At 67.4% G+C, this 14,916-nt stretch carries 14 protein-coding genes; 4 read left to right on the top strand and 10 right to left on the bottom strand.

Going from position 1 to position 14,916, the window contains the following annotated elements; genetic code table 11:
- Nucleotides 1-13: 13 nt before the first annotated feature.
- Nucleotides 14-1,045 (bottom strand): NAD(P)H-quinone oxidoreductase, encoded by a 1,032-nt coding sequence (locus ACTJLD_RS04555; RefSeq protein ID WP_060180718.1) that lies wholly within the window; start codon nucleotides 1,043-1,045, stop codon nucleotides 14-16.
- A 121-nt stretch (nucleotides 1,046-1,166) separates the two neighbouring features.
- On the opposite strand from ACTJLD_RS04555, the gene ACTJLD_RS04550 reads away from it, so the two are divergent.
- Nucleotides 1,167-2,060, top strand: coding sequence for a LysR family transcriptional regulator (locus tag ACTJLD_RS04550; protein ID WP_124533826.1), 894 nt, complete (start codon nucleotides 1,167-1,169; stop codon nucleotides 2,058-2,060).
- Between the two features lie 255 nt (nucleotides 2,061-2,315).
- Here ACTJLD_RS04550 and ACTJLD_RS04545 read toward each other — a convergent pair whose 3' ends face one another.
- The 5 genes from ACTJLD_RS04545 to ACTJLD_RS04525 form a co-directional block, all read right to left on the bottom strand.
- Nucleotides 2,316-3,983, bottom strand: a complete 1,668-nt coding sequence (locus ACTJLD_RS04545) for a GMC family oxidoreductase (protein WP_440658135.1) — start codon at nucleotides 3,981-3,983, stop codon at nucleotides 2,316-2,318.
- 15 nt (nucleotides 3,984-3,998) lie between these two features.
- Nucleotides 3,999-5,216 carry a mandelate racemase/muconate lactonizing enzyme family protein gene (locus ACTJLD_RS04540; RefSeq protein WP_021160525.1) on the bottom strand — a complete coding sequence of 406 codons (1,218 nt, stop codon included), beginning with the start codon at nucleotides 5,214-5,216 and terminating at the stop codon, nucleotides 3,999-4,001.
- Nucleotides 5,213-6,559 carry an MFS transporter gene (locus ACTJLD_RS04535; protein WP_440658132.1) on the bottom strand — a complete coding sequence of 449 codons (1,347 nt, stop codon included), beginning with the start codon at nucleotides 6,557-6,559 and terminating at the stop codon, nucleotides 5,213-5,215. Before ACTJLD_RS04535 ends, ACTJLD_RS04540 begins: the two co-directional genes overlap by 4 nt.
- Nucleotides 6,560-6,688: 129 nt before the next feature.
- Entirely contained in the window at nucleotides 6,689-8,113 is a 1,425-nt protein-coding gene (gene aldA / locus ACTJLD_RS04530; RefSeq protein WP_440658131.1) for an aldehyde dehydrogenase, read from the bottom strand.
- Between the two features lie 333 nt (nucleotides 8,114-8,446).
- Nucleotides 8,447-9,385: a LysR substrate-binding domain-containing protein gene (locus ACTJLD_RS04525; protein ID WP_011356424.1), complete on the bottom strand. Its 939-nt coding sequence runs from the start codon at nucleotides 9,383-9,385 to the stop codon at nucleotides 8,447-8,449.
- A gap of 249 nt (nucleotides 9,386-9,634) precedes the next feature.
- On the opposite strand from ACTJLD_RS04525, the gene ACTJLD_RS04520 reads away from it, so the two are divergent.
- On the top strand, nucleotides 9,635-10,510 hold the full coding sequence (locus tag ACTJLD_RS04520; RefSeq protein WP_059696072.1) for a LysR substrate-binding domain-containing protein: 876 nt from the start codon (nucleotides 9,635-9,637) through the stop codon (nucleotides 10,508-10,510).
- A gap of 67 nt (nucleotides 10,511-10,577) precedes the next feature.
- Here the strand turns inward: ACTJLD_RS04520 and ACTJLD_RS04515 are convergent, their stop codons facing one another.
- The 3 genes from ACTJLD_RS04515 to ACTJLD_RS04505 form a co-directional block, all read right to left on the bottom strand.
- Nucleotides 10,578-10,841 carry a hypothetical protein gene (locus ACTJLD_RS04515; RefSeq protein WP_060194302.1) on the bottom strand — a complete coding sequence of 88 codons (264 nt, stop codon included), beginning with the start codon at nucleotides 10,839-10,841 and terminating at the stop codon, nucleotides 10,578-10,580.
- Between the two features lie 98 nt (nucleotides 10,842-10,939).
- A complete protein-coding gene (locus ACTJLD_RS04510) occupies nucleotides 10,940-11,665 on the bottom strand; it encodes a hypothetical protein (RefSeq protein WP_124819117.1) in 726 nt (241 codons plus the stop codon).
- A gap of 106 nt (nucleotides 11,666-11,771) precedes the next feature.
- A complete protein-coding gene (locus ACTJLD_RS04505; RefSeq protein ID WP_440658128.1) occupies nucleotides 11,772-12,506 on the bottom strand; it encodes a hypothetical protein in 735 nt (244 codons plus the stop codon).
- 210 nt (nucleotides 12,507-12,716) lie between these two features.
- Here ACTJLD_RS04505 and ACTJLD_RS04500 point away from each other — a divergent pair, with 210 nt between their 5' ends.
- Together ACTJLD_RS04500 and ACTJLD_RS04495 are read left to right on the top strand one after the other, a co-directional pair.
- Nucleotides 12,717-12,974, top strand: coding sequence for a type II toxin-antitoxin system ParD family antitoxin (locus ACTJLD_RS04500; RefSeq protein ID WP_048021519.1), 258 nt, complete (start codon nucleotides 12,717-12,719; stop codon nucleotides 12,972-12,974).
- A complete protein-coding gene (locus ACTJLD_RS04495) occupies nucleotides 12,971-13,270 on the top strand; it encodes a type II toxin-antitoxin system RelE/ParE family toxin (RefSeq protein ID WP_440658271.1) in 300 nt (99 codons plus the stop codon). The genes ACTJLD_RS04500 and ACTJLD_RS04495 overlap by 4 nt, the downstream gene beginning before the upstream one ends.
- A 157-nt stretch (nucleotides 13,271-13,427) precedes the next feature.
- On the opposite strand, the gene ACTJLD_RS04490 is transcribed toward ACTJLD_RS04495, so the two are convergent.
- Complete coding sequence (locus ACTJLD_RS04490) at nucleotides 13,428-14,762, bottom strand: MFS transporter (RefSeq protein ID WP_440658270.1); 1,335 nt, start codon at nucleotides 14,760-14,762, stop codon at nucleotides 13,428-13,430.
- Between the last annotated feature and the right edge of the window lie 154 nt (nucleotides 14,763-14,916).

Genomic DNA, 14,916 nt, shown 5'->3' with positions numbered 1-14,916 from the left:
GCGTCGTGCCCGGTCAGGCCGCGCGGTGCGCGGCCGTCGTCAGCACGATCTTGCCGACGTGCTCGCCCGAGTCGATCAGCACGTGCGCGCCGCGCGCGTCGTCGAGCGCGAAGGTGCGGAACACCTGCGGCTTGACCGTGCCCGCCGCGACGTGCGGCCACAGTTGCCGTTCGAGTTCGGCGATGAGTGCGCCTTTCTCCTCCGGCGTGCGCGAGCGCAGCGTCGAGCCGATGTGCGTGAGGCGCTTGGTCATCATCGGCCACACGTCGAGTTCCTTCGCCGGCCCGGCGAGCGCGCTGACCTGCAGGATCCGCCCGTTCATCGCCGCGGCCCGGTAATTGCGCGCGACGTAGTCGCCCGCGATGATGTCGAGGATCACGTCCACGCCCTTCCCGGCGGTGATCCTGTCGACTTCGGCCACGAAATCTTCTTCCTGGTAGTGCACCGCGTGATCCGCGCCGAGCCGCAGGCTCGCGGCGCGATGCGCTTCCGAGCCCACCGTCGTGATGACGGTCGACGCGCCCATCGCCTTCGCGATCATCGTCGCGGTGGTGCCGATGCCCGACGCGCCGCCGTGGATCAGCACGGATTCGCCCGCCTGCAGCCGCCCGCGCTGGACCAGGTTCAGCCAGACCGTCAGGAACGTTTCCGGCATCGCCGCGGCTTCGATCATGTCGAGGCCGGGCGGCAGCTTCATCGTCGTGAGGTGATGGGCGACCGCGTATTCCGCATAACCGCCGCCCGTCACCAGCGCGCTGACCCGGTCGCCCGGCGCGAAGTCGCGCACGGCTTCGCCGGTCGCGACGACTTCGCCCGCGATTTCCAGGCCCGGGATGTCGGATGCGCCGGGCGGCGGGTTGTAGAGCCCCTTGCGTTGCAGCACGTCCGGGCCGTTCACGCCGGCGGCGTGAACGCGGATCAGCACTTCGTCGGCTTTCGGCCGCGGCACGGGGCGACGTGCGGTCGCGAGGACTTCGGGGCCGCCGGGGCGGGTGATTTCGACTGCCGCCATGTCGGCGGGAACGGGGGAGAGCGTTTCGGACATGTTTGCCTCGGAAAGACAGGTGAGTGATCGGTGAAAAAAGTATAGGCTTGGGCATTGATGAATTCGCGCAGCGATTTTCACGACCACAGATGCAAATTTGCATCACACCGGGAGAAGGCGCTTGAACTGGGACGACGCACGGATTTTTCTCGCGATCCACCGTGAACGCAGCCTGCGCGGCGCCGCGCGGGCGGTCGGGCTCGACCAGGCGACGGTCGGCAGGCGGCTCGCCGCGCTCGAGCGCGCGCTCGGGGCGACGCTGTTCCTGCGCACGTCGGCCGGGTACGTGCCGACCGCGGTGGGCGAGGTGGCGCTGCGCAACGTGGAGAAGATGGAACAGTCGGCGATCGATCTGGTGCGGCAGACCCAGGGCGTCGACCGGCGCCTCGCGGGCGACGTGCGCGTGACGACGACCGATACGATCGGGCTCGAATTCGTGATGCGCGCGATGCGCAACCTGCACGACGAGCATCCGGACGTGCGCGTGCTGCTCAACACGTCGACGCAGGTGGAGAACCTGGCCAAGCGCGAGGCGGACATCGCGATCCGCACGATCAAGCCCGACAATCCCGATCTGCTCATGCGCCGGCTCGCGGCATGGCCGACCGGGTTGTACGCGTCAGAGGACTATCTCGCGCGGCATGGCGAGCCGGCGCCCGGCACCGGCTTCGAAGGGCACGACCTCGTGTGCTTCCTGCCGCACCTGAATGCGCGCAGCCCGCTGACGGTGGTCGGCGAGCCGGTGCGCGCGGGGCGGATCGTGTCGGGGCTGAATTCGAATCTCATGCTGCGCGCGGCCGCACGTGCCGGGCTCGGGCTCGCCGAACTCCCGGTGCCGATCGCGGAGCGCGACGGGCTGGTGCGCGTGTGGCCGGCGCGCACGTCGGCGCGGCCCTATGAAGTCTGGATGGTCACGCACAAGGATCTGCGGCATACCGCGCGGATGAGCGCGATGATCGATCACATCGTGCGGGTGTTCGACGAGGTGGCGATGTCGCGCGATGCGGGGGATTGAATGTGAATCGAAGGACGGGATGCGGCACGCTGCGACGTGTCGGCGATCTGCGGGATCGGCCCGGGCGGGTGTGACCTGTTCGATGCTGGCGAGCCGGCCTTGAGTGCAGCGCGTTCATCAATTGGCGAGCAACGAAGGAAGGGGGGGATCCGTTGATCGTGTTGTCCTATTGCGCATAGTCGCGGCGTTGACGTTGCATCGAGTTGCGTCGTGAAGCCGATTGCCGGAACGGCAATCGGCGAAAGCGCAGCCGCCTCAATGCGTGACCGTTTCCCGTTCGCTTGCGCTCACGGCAGACGCTTCGCCGTGCCCCGCGTCCGCCAGGATCAGATCCGCGCCCTTTTCCGCGACCATCATCGTCGGCGCGTTGATGTTGCCCGACGTGATGTTCGGGAACACCGACGCATCGACGATCCGCAGCGCCTGCAGCCCGTGCACGCGCAGCGACGCATCGACCACCGACGTCGCCGCGTCCGGCCCCATCGCGCACGAGCCGCACAGGTGGTAGATCGAACCCGACTGCTCGCGGAAATACCGCAGCATCGCTTCGTCGGAATCGACCTGCGGCCCCGGCGAGATTTCCTCGACGGTCATCGACTTCAGCGCCGGTGCCCGCATCAGCGCACGGATCACCTTGCTGCCCTGCACGGCTTCGTCGAGATCCTTCCGCGTGGTGAGCGCGTTGACGTGGATCTTCGCGGCATCTTCCGCGCGGTTCGACGCGATCTTGATCGTGCCGCGGCTCGTCGGCCGGCACGGGTTGAACGCGATCAGGAAGCCCGAATAAGGCTCGGGCTTGATGTTCGCGCGGTCGCTCTTCGGAATCCGGTACGACAGCGGGTTGAAGTAGAGCTGGAGGTTCGGTTCCTGCGCGTCGTCCGTGCCGCGGAAGAAGCCGCCGGCCTGGTTCACGCTCATCGCGAGCGGCCCGCGCTTCGTCAGCAGGTAGCGCAGCCCGATCTTCATCTTGCCGAGCAGCGTGCCCATCTCGTCGTTCAGCGTCGGCCGGTTCGCCTTGAAGTAGAAGCTCACGCACAGGTGGTCCTGCAGGTTGCGGCCGACGGCCGGCAGCGCATGCACGAGCGGCACGCGCCGGCGCGCGAGCAGCGCCGGATCGCCGACGCCCGACAGCTGCAGCAGCTTCGGCGTATCGACCGCGCCGGCCGCGAGGATCACCTCGCGCGCGGCGACGAGCGTTTCGTCGCCGCGCTCGCCCGCGACGACCACGCCGGTGGCGCGCGTGCCGTCGAACGTCACGCGCCGCACGAGCACGCCAGCGCGCAGCGTGAGGTTCGCGCGGCCCAGCGCCGGACGCAGGTACGCGAAGCTGCTGGAGCAGCGTTCGCCGTTCTTCGTGTTCAGGTCGTAGATGCCCGCGCCTTCGAACTGCGCGCCGTTGAAGTCGTCGGTGCGCGGCAGGTTCAGTTCGCCGCAGCCCTTCAGGAACTCGTGGACGATCGGATGCACGTCGGCCTTCATCGACGTGATGTGAATCGGCCCCGTCGCGCCGTGATGCTGCGGATCGGTCGTGCCGGCCGCGTGGGTTTCGAGCTTGCGGAAGTACGGCAGCACGTCGTCGTACGCCCAGCCCGGATTGCCGGCGGCCGCCCAGTCGTCGTAGTCGCTGCGCTGGCCGCGCACGTAGACCATCGCGTTGATCGAGCCCGACCCGCCGACCACCTTGCCGCGCGGGCAGTACAGCTTGCGATCGGCGAGTTGCGCCTCGGGCTCGCTGTAGTACATCCAGTTGTAGCGGCGGTTGTAGTAGGTCTTCGTGAAGCCGACCGGCACCTTGAACCAGAACGACGCGTCGCGTTCGCCCGCCTCGAGCAGCAGCACCGAGTGCCGGCCCGATTCGCTCAGGCGGTTCGCGAGGATGCAGCCGGCCGAGCCCGCGCCGACGATGATGTAGTCGTAGCTCATGTCTGTCCTTTGCGCTCAGCCCTTCGCGGGGGCGAGATCCTTCACGTCGACGGGGTGCTCGCCCATCTGCAGGTGCAGCCGTTCGCCCGTGTACGGCGTGTGGCGCCGCACGACGTCCATGTCGAGCTCGATGCCGAGGCCCGGCTCGTTGGACGGGATGATGTAGCCGTCCTCCCAGCGGATCGGCGTCTTCACGACTTCGGCATGGAAACCGCCCCACGTCATGATGCTTTCCTGGATCAGGAAGTTCGGCGTGCAGGTCGCGAGCTGGATGCTCGCGGCGGCGCCCACCGGCCCGTTGTACAGGTGCGGTGCGATCTGCGCGTAGTGCACTTCGGCGAGCGTCGCGATCTTCTTCGCTTCGAGCAGGCCGCCCACGCGCGCGACGTTCAGCTGCAGGATCGACGCGCCGCCCGCCTGCAGCAGCTTGTGGAACTCGTACTTGGTGGTCAGGCGCTCGCCGGTCGCGATCGGGATCGACGTGTGCTTCGCGACCTGCGCGATCGCTTCTTCCTGGCCGGGGGGAACCGGCTCCTCGAACCACAGCGGGTCGTACTTCTCGAGCCGCTTCGCGAGCCGGATCGCCGACGACGGCACCATCTGCCCGTGCGTGCCGAACAGCAGGTCGGCCTTGCTGCCGACCGCTTCGCGCACCTTGCGGCAGAACGTCTCGCAGCGGTCGAGCACGTCCAGCGACAGCTGGTGGCCCGAGTAGGCCGTGTACGGGCCGGCCGGGTCGAACTTCACGGCGGTGAAGCCGAGCTTCACGTTCTCGGCCGCGCATTCGGCCGCGAGATCGGGATCGTCGTAGTCGTATTCGCCTTTCGCGTTCTTCGGGTACAGGTACGTGTACGAGCGCAGCCGCTCGTGGATCTTCCCGCCGAGCAGTTCGTACACGGGCTTGCCGGCGGCCTTGCCGATGATGTCCCAGCACGCCATTTCGAGGCCGCTGACGACGCCCATCATCGTGAGATCCGGTCGCTGCGTGAAGCCGCTCGAATAGGCCTGGCGGAACAGCCGTTCGACGTGATGCGGATCGCGGTTCAGCAGGTGGCGTTCGAACACGTCGTCGATGATCGGGGCCATCGCCTTCGGGCCGAACGTCGCCGAATAGATCTCGCCGACGCCTTCGATGCCGTCGTCGGTCTTCAGCTTCACGAAGATCCAGTACATCCCGCCGACATGCGGCGGCGGCACGGCGACGATATGGGTTTCGAGCGAAACGATCTTCATGCGGACTCCTGGATTCGGTGAATGCGGGTGAGACGGTATTTGAGGAAGGCGGCCGCGCCCGCGCCGCAGAGCGCGATGGCCGCGATATAGCCGAAATAGAGCTGGTAGCCGTGCGCGCCCGGGAAGGTCTGCGTCACGTAGCCGTTGATCAGCGGCACGAATACGTCGGGCGAATAGCCGAGCACCGAGATCAGGCCGATCGCGAGGCCGGCGCAATGCGTCGGCACCTTGCAGTCGTCGAGCAGCGACCAGTACAGGCCGCGGATCGCATAGGTGAGGATGCCGATGAACAGCACGAGCACGACGAGCATCACCTGCGGGCTGTGCGCGGGCGCGGCGATCAGGCCGACGAGCGACAGCGCGGCGAGCAGCTGCGCCCAGAACAGCACCGACACCTTCGATACGCGGTCGCCGAGGAAGCCGCCGCCGATGCCGCCGATCGGGCGCATCCACAGCTTGAGCGTCGTGATGAAGCCGGCCGCCGTCGCGCTGAGCCCGAAATTGCCTTCGTGCAGATAGGCCGAGAAGCTGTAGGTCGCCCAGAACACCTGGTAGCCGCAGAACACGATCGCGGCGACGAGCCACAGCTCGGGGATCGCCGCGAGCGTCTTCAGGTCGGTCAGCACGTTGCCCCGGCGGTCGCTGCCGGTGCGGCGCTTCGCGGCGGCCGCACGGTCGCTCGTGCCCGCCGGATCCTTCACCAGCGCGAGCAGCACGCCGAGCGCGATGCAGAAGAACGCGTACAGGTGCACGACGAGCCTGAAGCCGGCCGCATCGGTGCCGCCGTGCGCCTGCGTGACGTAGGCGAACAGCGTGATCGCGATCGTCGCGAGCAGCGCCTCGACGAGCCCGCGGCCGCCGTCGAGCAGCCCGAAGAAACGGCCCTGTTCGTCGGGGCCCGCGATCATGTTCACGCGCTTGATTACGGCGGCCCAGAACGTGAGGCCGGTGGTCAGCCCCCAGCCGCCGAAGATCAGCACGAGCGTGTCGAACGACGGCCCGGTCGCGTAGGCGAGCCCGAGCGCGCCCGTCGCGAGCAGCGAGAAGCAGATCAGCCAGCGCGGCGACAGGCGGTCGGCGAGCCAGCCGCTCGGCAGGTAGCTGACGAGGAAGATCGTGCCGAGCGACGAATACAGGTAGCCGAGCTGCACGTCGTCGATATGGAAGAACTGCAGCATCGTCGGCTGGTACACCTGCCGCAGATACAGCATCGGATAGATCGCGCCCGCGGCAATCACGAGCAGCAGCAGTTGCAGGTAACGTTGCGCGCGGGAATGCTGCGACGCGTGAGCGTCGTCGTGCAACGCGAGCGACGCGGCGGGCGTCGACGGTTGGGTCGGCATGATGTCTTCCTCCATCAGGCGTCCGTGAGGCGGACGCCTGCAGTTTTTTTTGGTCTGGTCGGGGCAGGGCCGGCGCGCGGCGTGGTGCGTTGGTGCGCGCGCCGGAAACGGTGCGTGGGTATCGCGGTGTCAGTACTTCATGACGACGAGGCGCGTCTGCGTGAATTCGAGCATCCCGTGCTTGCCGTCGTCGCCGCCGAGGCCCGAACGTTTCCAGCCGGCGTGGAAGCCCTGGTACGGATCGGCCGGCGTGCGGTTCACGTACAGTTCGCCGGCTTCGATCGCGTTCGCGACGGTCATCGCGGTGCGGTAGTGCTCGGTGTAGAGCACCGACGACAGGCCGAACTGGTGGTCGTTCGCCTGCTCGATCGCTTCGTTGATCGTCGCGTAGCGCAGCACCGGCATGATCGGGCCGAAGGTCTCCTCCCGCACGATCTCCATGTCCTGCCGCACGCCGGTGAGCAGCGTGGCCGGGTAGAAGAAGCCGGGGCCGTCGGGGATCGCGCCGCCGGTTTCGAGCGTCGCGCCTGCCGCGATCGCGCGTTCGACCATCCCGTGGATGTGCGCGCGTGCCGATGCGCTGACGAGCGGGCCCATCCGCGTGGCGTCTTTCGCCCGGTCGCCGATGCGCACGGCCGCCATCTTCTCCTTCAGCAGTGCGACGAAACGGTCGTGCACGCTGTCGTGTACATACACGCGCTCGATCGCCGTGCAGAGCTGGCCGCAATGGGTCGTCTTCGACGCGACGAGCGCGGCGGCCGCGCGTTCGAGATCGGCGTCGGGCTCGATGATCGCGGGCGTCTTGCCGCCGAGTTCGAGCGACGGCTTCGCGATGTTCGCCTTGCAGTAATCGAGCACCTTGCGGCCCGCGTTCACGCTGCCGGTCAGCGTGATCATCCCGACTGCCGGGTGCGTGCACAGCGCTTCGGCCGTCGCGTGATCCATCGTCAGGAGGTTGACGACGCCCGGCGGGAAGCCCGCATCGTCGGCCGCCTTCGCGATCTCGAACGCGGATACCGGCGTGTGGTTGCTCGGCCGCACGACCACGGTGTTGCCGGCGATCAGCGCGGGCGCGACCTTGCGCAGCAGCGTGTAGACGGGATAGTTGAACGGGATCAGGCACGCGACGACGCCGATCGGCTCGCGCTGCAGGAACAGGTTCTCGTCGGGCGTGTCGCTCGGGATGATCTCGCCCTCGATCCGGCGTGCCCACTCGGCGTGATAGCGCGTGATCTGGCCCGCGTAGACGGCTTCGTTCGACGCGTCCTCGACGCTCTTGCCGGATTCCTGCGCGAGCGCCGCGCTGATCTCGGGCGCACGCGCGGTCAGCGCGTCGGCGAAGCGGTGCAGGTACGCGGCGCGCTCGGCGCTCGGCAGCTTGCGCCACGCCTTCTGCGCGGCGGCCGCGGCGTCGACGGCGGCGAGTGCGTCGGCCGGCGTCGCGGCCGGCACGCGCGCGAACGGCGCTTCGGTGGCGGGATTGTGGACGACGATGAACGCGTCGCTTTCCGGTGCGACGAAACGGCCGTTCACGTAATTGCGTTCGGTGCGCATGAAGTGACTCCTCCGATGAATGCAGGCGGATCGCTTCGGGTGGCGACACGCGCGGCACGGGACAGAGGCCATTCTGTTCATGCGTTTAGCGCACGACAAACGACTTATTTTCGTGCCGGGCATGAGAAAAACGCACGTTACTCGGGCTGTCGGCCGGAATCGCCCGTCCGGCAAGGCTGCCGTGGCGCGGGCCGGGGGGAACGGGCGCGGGGCGGTCGGTGGCCGGGCCGCATTTTCAGACGGCGCCGAATGCGGACGGGCGAGGAAGCCGGTAAGGTGTCGCCCGCGCGTGCCGGTCGACGGCGCTCGCGGTCGGTCGGGGCGGGGGGGCTGCTAGGCCAGCGGCACTTGCGGAAGCGGCGACGACGGTTCGAGGTGGCGCTTCGCGAGCCACACTTCCTGCTGCAGCCAGTCGCGGAACTGGACGATGTGCGGCAGGTTCGTCTGTTCGGGCCGCGTGACGAACCAGTACGACTGATGGCCGTCGACGTGCACGTTGAGCACCTGCATCAGTTGCCCGGTCGCCAATTCGCGCGCGACCATGTGGCGATCGGCGATCGTGATCCCGAGGCCGTCGATCGCCGCGCGGATCGCGTGGTCGAGCAGGTCGAATTCGTAGCCGCCGCGCGTGTCGACGTCGGCGATGCCGGCGGCCTTCAGCCAGTGCTGCCAGGTCAGGTAGCGCTGGTCGTCGGTGGCGAGCACGTGCAGCAGCGTGAAGCGGTTCAGGTCGATCGGCGCGCCGTCCTGTCGCAGCCGCGCATACAGCGCCGGTGCGCAGACGGCGATATGCTGCTCCTGCATCAGCAGTGCGTTGTCGAAGCCGTCCCATTCGCCGTCGCCGAACCGGATCGCGCAGTCGAGTACGCGCGATTCGCCGAGACTGTCGTGAATGCGGGTCGTGAGGCTCAGCTCGAATTCGGGATGCGCGTCGCGCAGCCGGCCGAGCCGCGGCATCAGCCAGCGTGCGGCGAAGGTGGGCGGCACGTTCGCGCGCAGGCGGTTCAGGTGGGTTTTTTCCTGCAGGCTGCGTACGGTCAGCTCGATCTTGTCGAACGATTGCTGCAGCGCGCGCAGCAGCACGCGGCCGGCCGCCGTCAGTTCGAGCTGGTGATGGCGCCGCTCGAGCAGGGTTTCGCCGAGCTGGCCTTCGAGCTGGCGAACCTGGCGGCTCACCGCGCTCTGCGTTACGTTGAGCAGTTCGGCCGCGCGCGTGAAGCTGCCGGTGCGGCCGGCCATCTCGAAGGCTTTCAGCGCGTTCAGCGCCGGCATCTTGCGTCTCACGGGGCGGTGTTGTGTTTGGTGCGGGATGCTCATTGTAGGCGGGCGGCGCGGGCGCGGGGACGATGAATGGAGGCGAACGAGGGTGCGGGCCCTCGGGGTTTTTTGCGGCGCGGCGGCTGGCGCGCAGGGTCGCGATCAGGCGGCCCGCGGGATGGACGGCGGTGACGGCCGGCAACGGCACGAACGACACTAAAGATACGAACGATACGAACGATACGAACGAAGGGGACACACATCATGCGACGCCTGCCATCGTTGATCGCGCTGCGATTTTTCGAGGAGACCGCGCGTCACCTGAGCTTCAACCGTGCGGCGGTTTCGCTGTGCGTGACCCAGGGGGCGGTGAGCCGGCAGATCCGGCTGCTCGAGGAAGCGCTCGGCGCGCGGCTGTTCGAGCGCGATCACAAGGGTGTGCGCCTGACCGAGGCCGGCGAGCGCTTGCTGCCGTTCATCGGGCAGGCGTTCGACACGATCGAGCGCGGCGTCGACGAAGTCGCCGCCACGCGGCCGGGTGCGAAGCGGCGCCTGACGGTGTCGCTGCCGCCGACGTTCGCGACGCAGTGGTTTTCGCCGCGGCTCGGCACGCTCGCGGAGACGCTGCCCGACGTCGAGCTGTCGATCCGCACCGAGCCGGCCGACGATTGCCATTGCCACATCCGCTTCGGGCGCGCGGCGCGCACGGGGATGCAGTCGGAGCTGCTGATGATGGAGCGGCATGCGCTCGTCGGTGCGCCGCGTTATCGCGGCGATGCGCTCGACGTGCTGCTCGGCCGGCTGCCGTCGCTGCATGTGCTGCACGAAGGCAAGCGCCTGACGCTGTGGGCCGACTGGTGCGAGCAGGCGGGCGTGCCGGTGGCGCGGATCGGCGACGGCATCGAGTTTTCCACGCTCGAACAGGCGATCCGCGCAGCGCGCAAGGGGGCGGGGCTCGCGGTGGTCGACCTGAACATGATCGAGGAGGAGATCGCCGAAGGCAGCCTCGTGCGGCTGTCGCCGGTGCAGCCGATCGGGCCGTTCGGCTATTGGCTCGATGTCGAGCCGGAGAGTGTCGCGGTCGAGCACGTGCTTGCGTTTGCCGCGTGGGTGAGGGAACAGGTGGGGCGGAAGGGGTAGGGGGTGCGGACGGGGAGATTGCGATGCGCGTCGATCGTTCACGCACCGATCCTCTCATTCCGATCTGTCAGAGAGTGTCACACGTTGCGGTGTACAGATCGGGATCCAGACCGAAGTGCATGAACGTTTCCCGGCCCCCGATAGCTTTGGCTTCGGCCTCCGAGATGATGGGCAACGTGGACTTCGACGGATCGATGCGCCCCACGTTGAAGACGGCTCTCGGCGGCGGCGCCGACGCACCGGCCGGCGGTGCGGCCAGTACGGCGGCGGACGTATGCGCGAGACTGCGACGGAGTTCGCGCGCGAGGAATTCTTCAAGGAGTCGTCTCATTTCCGCGCGCCGGACGACACGATTCCCGTTCGTTGTGCGACTGCGTGCCGCCGAAGGCTGCGCAATCTGGAATCCGGCGATTCGGCTGTGCTTTCCCGTCATCCGTAAATCCCCTTCTCGATCAAGTAATCCTGCAGTGTCAGCACGGATGCACCATGCGGCGTAACGTCGAATGTCATCCACCGATGTGATCCGGCGACTCGCCAGAAGTCTCGCCCGATCCGGGTCGCATAAAGCGTGCGCAGGGATCGAAGCGACCCGTCGGCCAACCCGACCGGATATCCCTGGAAATACTGGAACAGGGCTGCTTCATCCGCATGCGCGCCCGGAATGGGCGCATCGAACCCGAACCTCGGCCATGCGTAGTATCCATGGAGCCGGGGCCCGCCGGGTTCCGGCGGCGATTTGCGGCCCCCCATCGCCAAGGCGCTGATCCGGGCGATGTCCAACGTATCACACGCTCGAACGATTCTCCAGAGCATTGCCGCGCCGAGTCCGGCGACCGCGCCGTCGGCCAGATCGATTGCACGGAGTTCAAGCACTCGCGTGTCAACGGTTCGGAATACCGATATCCGGTTTTCCGATCGAATCAGCGTCGGATGGGTGACGGCGAACGTCAACTTGTCGGCGCTGTCGAGATAGGCCTGAACGTCGGAGCCGGACGGCGCGCCGCATAACGAAACCAGCAACGCGTCGGGAACGTGACCGTCCACACCCAGCAACGCGGAAATATCGAGGCCGTTTCGTTCGACCGCGAGCCGGTCGTCGAAGTACGTCGTCTCGTACGGTAGGACATGACTGAGGTCGACAAGGCGGGCGGGCATGGTTGCGGTCGAAAAGCGGAAAACCCCAGCCTATCGCCGCGAATCCGCCGCGCCGAGTCCGCCGAACGGCCAACCACGAGGCGGAACGCCTGCCGTCCCGCCCGCCTTACGACCAGTCGAACGTCAGCAGCGCCACGCGGCTGACCGGTTCGTAAAACAGGAGAATCCAGTCGGCGCCCGCCGCGCGATATTCCCATCCGGTCACGCCGGCAACGAAGCGAAAGCGCGCCCCATCGGGGCCGATCGGCCGGATGTCGTCCGGATCGCTGTCGTCGACCGGGAAATCCGAGGTGCCCGACCAGTTGCCCCAGCCGACCGATCCGCCAAGCTGGTCGACGAGATTGCACGGCTTTTCCTGGCTGAAATCGCGCTCGTCCGGCGCGTACTGGTTCGACGAGTAGAGCACGCCGTATTCGGCGAACCGCTTGCGCGCGGCTTCGATGCTGGCCTGTTGTTCGGCGTAATGCGCCTCCAGTTCTTTGCGATAGCCTGCGTCCCGCGGGTCGGGCGGGTTTTCCAGATAGAAGTAGCGCCGGTCGCCGAGCAGCGTGTAGCGGTTGTCGTCGTCGAGCCGGAACCCGATCCAGTTCGCGCGAAGATAGTCGTTGTGGTACGCGGCCGTGTCCTGCCCGACGAGCCCGTCATAAGGTTCGACCGGGCTGAGCAGGTGGACCCAGCCCTGCCACGACGGATCGACCGTCGACAGGTCGATCGACACGAGCGGATGCAGATGGCGCGCGAGTGCGGCATCGGCCTCGGCAAAGACGTCGGTGTCCGACGGGTAGACCTTCAGGCCGGGTTGTGGCGTGACGATGTCTTCAATCATGATCGGTGTTCGCATGGTGGGCGTTCGGCAAGGCTACACGAGTGAAGGCGAAACCCGGATGAATGCCGGCACCGCAGCAGCAGCCTGCCTGAATCCCGTTCCGTCCATTCACCCGATCGGCCGTGAAAGTGTTCGCGCCGTTCCGTCCGGAGCGTGTCTTCTTGATAATAGTTGATAACCAAGGTACGCTCGGCGGATCGAATTCAATCCGGTCGGGAGGTCGACATGATCAGTGCGGAACTGGGCCAGCAACTGGAGGCTTACGTCGCGAAGCTGGTCGAATCGGGGCGCTACGGATCCAAGAGCGAAGTGCTGCGCGAAGGCGTGCGCCTGATCCAGGATCGCGAGGCGCAACTGAATGCGCTGGACGCGGTGATCGCGCGCAGCCTGGCCGATGCGGAAGCAGGACGCGGCGCCGAGGCGGCGGAAGTCTTCGACCGTCTCGAGGCGAAGTATCGGGCGCAGGCGGATCGGCAGGCCTGATCGTGCGCCTGGCCGATTTTGCGATTGACGAACTCGAAGCGGTCGCCGATGACATTGCACGCGACAACCCGCAACGCGCCGTGACGTTCGTGCGGGAGATTCGCGACAAGTGCACGAGTCTGGTCGCGATGCCGCTGGCGTTTCCGCTGGTGCCGCGCTTCGAGCGTCACGGCGTGCGGCACCGCGTGTACGGCAACTACCAGATCTTCTATCGGGTCGTCGGTGATCCGCCGACGCGGATCGACATTCTTCACATCCTGCACGGCGCGCGGGACTACGCGTCGATTCTGTTCTGAACGAACGCGCGCACTGCATCGCGCCCGGAATGCGCGAACCCGGCCGCGGCCGGGTTCGTTCGAATCGCGATCGGCACCGCCGGTACGCATCGGCGGCGAGTCGAAGCGAAAGCACCGAGCGTGACGAAGCAGGCGGGCACGCCACCCGCCTCCGTCGTCAATGCCCCGACGCCTCCTCCAGCGTCAGATGCTTCGTCTCCGGCGCCCACGCGATCGACACGATCATCCCCACCAGCAGCACGCCCGCGAGCGCGAACATCGTCGCGTGAAAGCCGAGCGTCGCGATGCCGGCCGGCAGCAGGAACGTGCCGATCGCCGAACCGAGCCGGCTGCACGCGATCGCGAGGCCCACGCCGCTCGCGCGGACTTCGGTCGGGAAGCACTCGGGCGGGAACACGCCGACGAGGTTGCTGAATGCCGACATCGTCAGCGTGAAGATCGCGAACGCGACGATCATCGCGACGGCCGCCGCCGACGGCAGCACCGCGAGCGCGACGAGCGACGCGCACGTCACCGCGAACGAGCCGATCAGGAAACCGCGTCGCGACAGCCGGATCGTCAGCCCTATGCCGATCAGCGCGCCCAGCACGAGGAACGCGTTCAGCAGCAGGTCCGCACCGAAGCCTTCGGCGAGGCCGATCGTCTTCAGGATCGTCGGCAGGAACGTGTAGATCGCGAAATACGGAATCACGAGGCACACGAAGAACGCACAGTTGAAAATCGTGCGGCGGATCAGGTCACGCTGGAACAGCCGCGCGAAGCCGGCATTCGCATGCGGTTCGGTCGACCCGTCGAGCATCACGTGCGGCCCGAAATGTTTCGCGACGATCGCGCGTGCTTCCTGCACGCGGCCCTTGCCGAGCAGCCAGCGCGGCGATTCGGGTGTACCGATCCGCAGGACCAGCACGATCAGCGCCGGCAAAGCAGCCGATGCGAGCAGCCAGCGCCATGCATCGGGCGTGGCGTCGCCGTATGCGAGGCCGAGCACGTTCGCGGCGACATAGCCGATCGTCCAGATCACGCTGAACGAGCCGAGCAGCGTGCCGCGATGCTTGCGCGGCGAGAATTCGGCGAGGATCGCGTGGCCGACGGTGAAATCGCCGCCCATCCCGAAGCCGATCAGCACGCGCAGTACGCACAGTTCGAGCGGCGACGTGACGAAGAACTGCGCGAACGCGGCCGCCGTGATGATCACGAAGCTCGTCAGGAAAATCTTCTGGCGGCCCATCCGGTCGGACAGCCAGCCGAACACGAGGCTGCCGAGGAAGATGCCGATCAGCGCCGAGCTGCCGATCATCCCCATCCAGAACGCGTCGATCGGCATCTGCCTGCCGAGCGCGGCGAGCGCGTAGCCGATCGTGCCGAGCGTGTAGCCTTCGGTGAAATGTGCGCCGAACGTCAGGCCGGCGATCTTCACGTGGAAACGGTTGAGCGGCACGTCGTCGAGCGCGACGGGGCGGTGCGGCGCATCGGCGCCACGCGACAGCGGCAACGCGCGCGCGGTGCCGGATTGAACGTTGGCTTGGGTCAAGCTGCCTCCTGGATCGTTATCTGGCGCGGCGGCGTGCGCAGGCGGCGCTGCGCCGCGAGCGCCGTGCAAGGCGCCGCGCGGCCGGGCGGCGCGCGGCGCGGGTCGACCGCGGGGA

Source organism: Burkholderia sp. 22088, from assembly GCF_052045915.1.
Taxonomy (GTDB): Bacteria; Pseudomonadota; Gammaproteobacteria; order Burkholderiales; family Burkholderiaceae; genus Burkholderia; species Burkholderia cepacia.
This window is presented reverse-complemented; position numbering and strand designations above follow the sequence as displayed.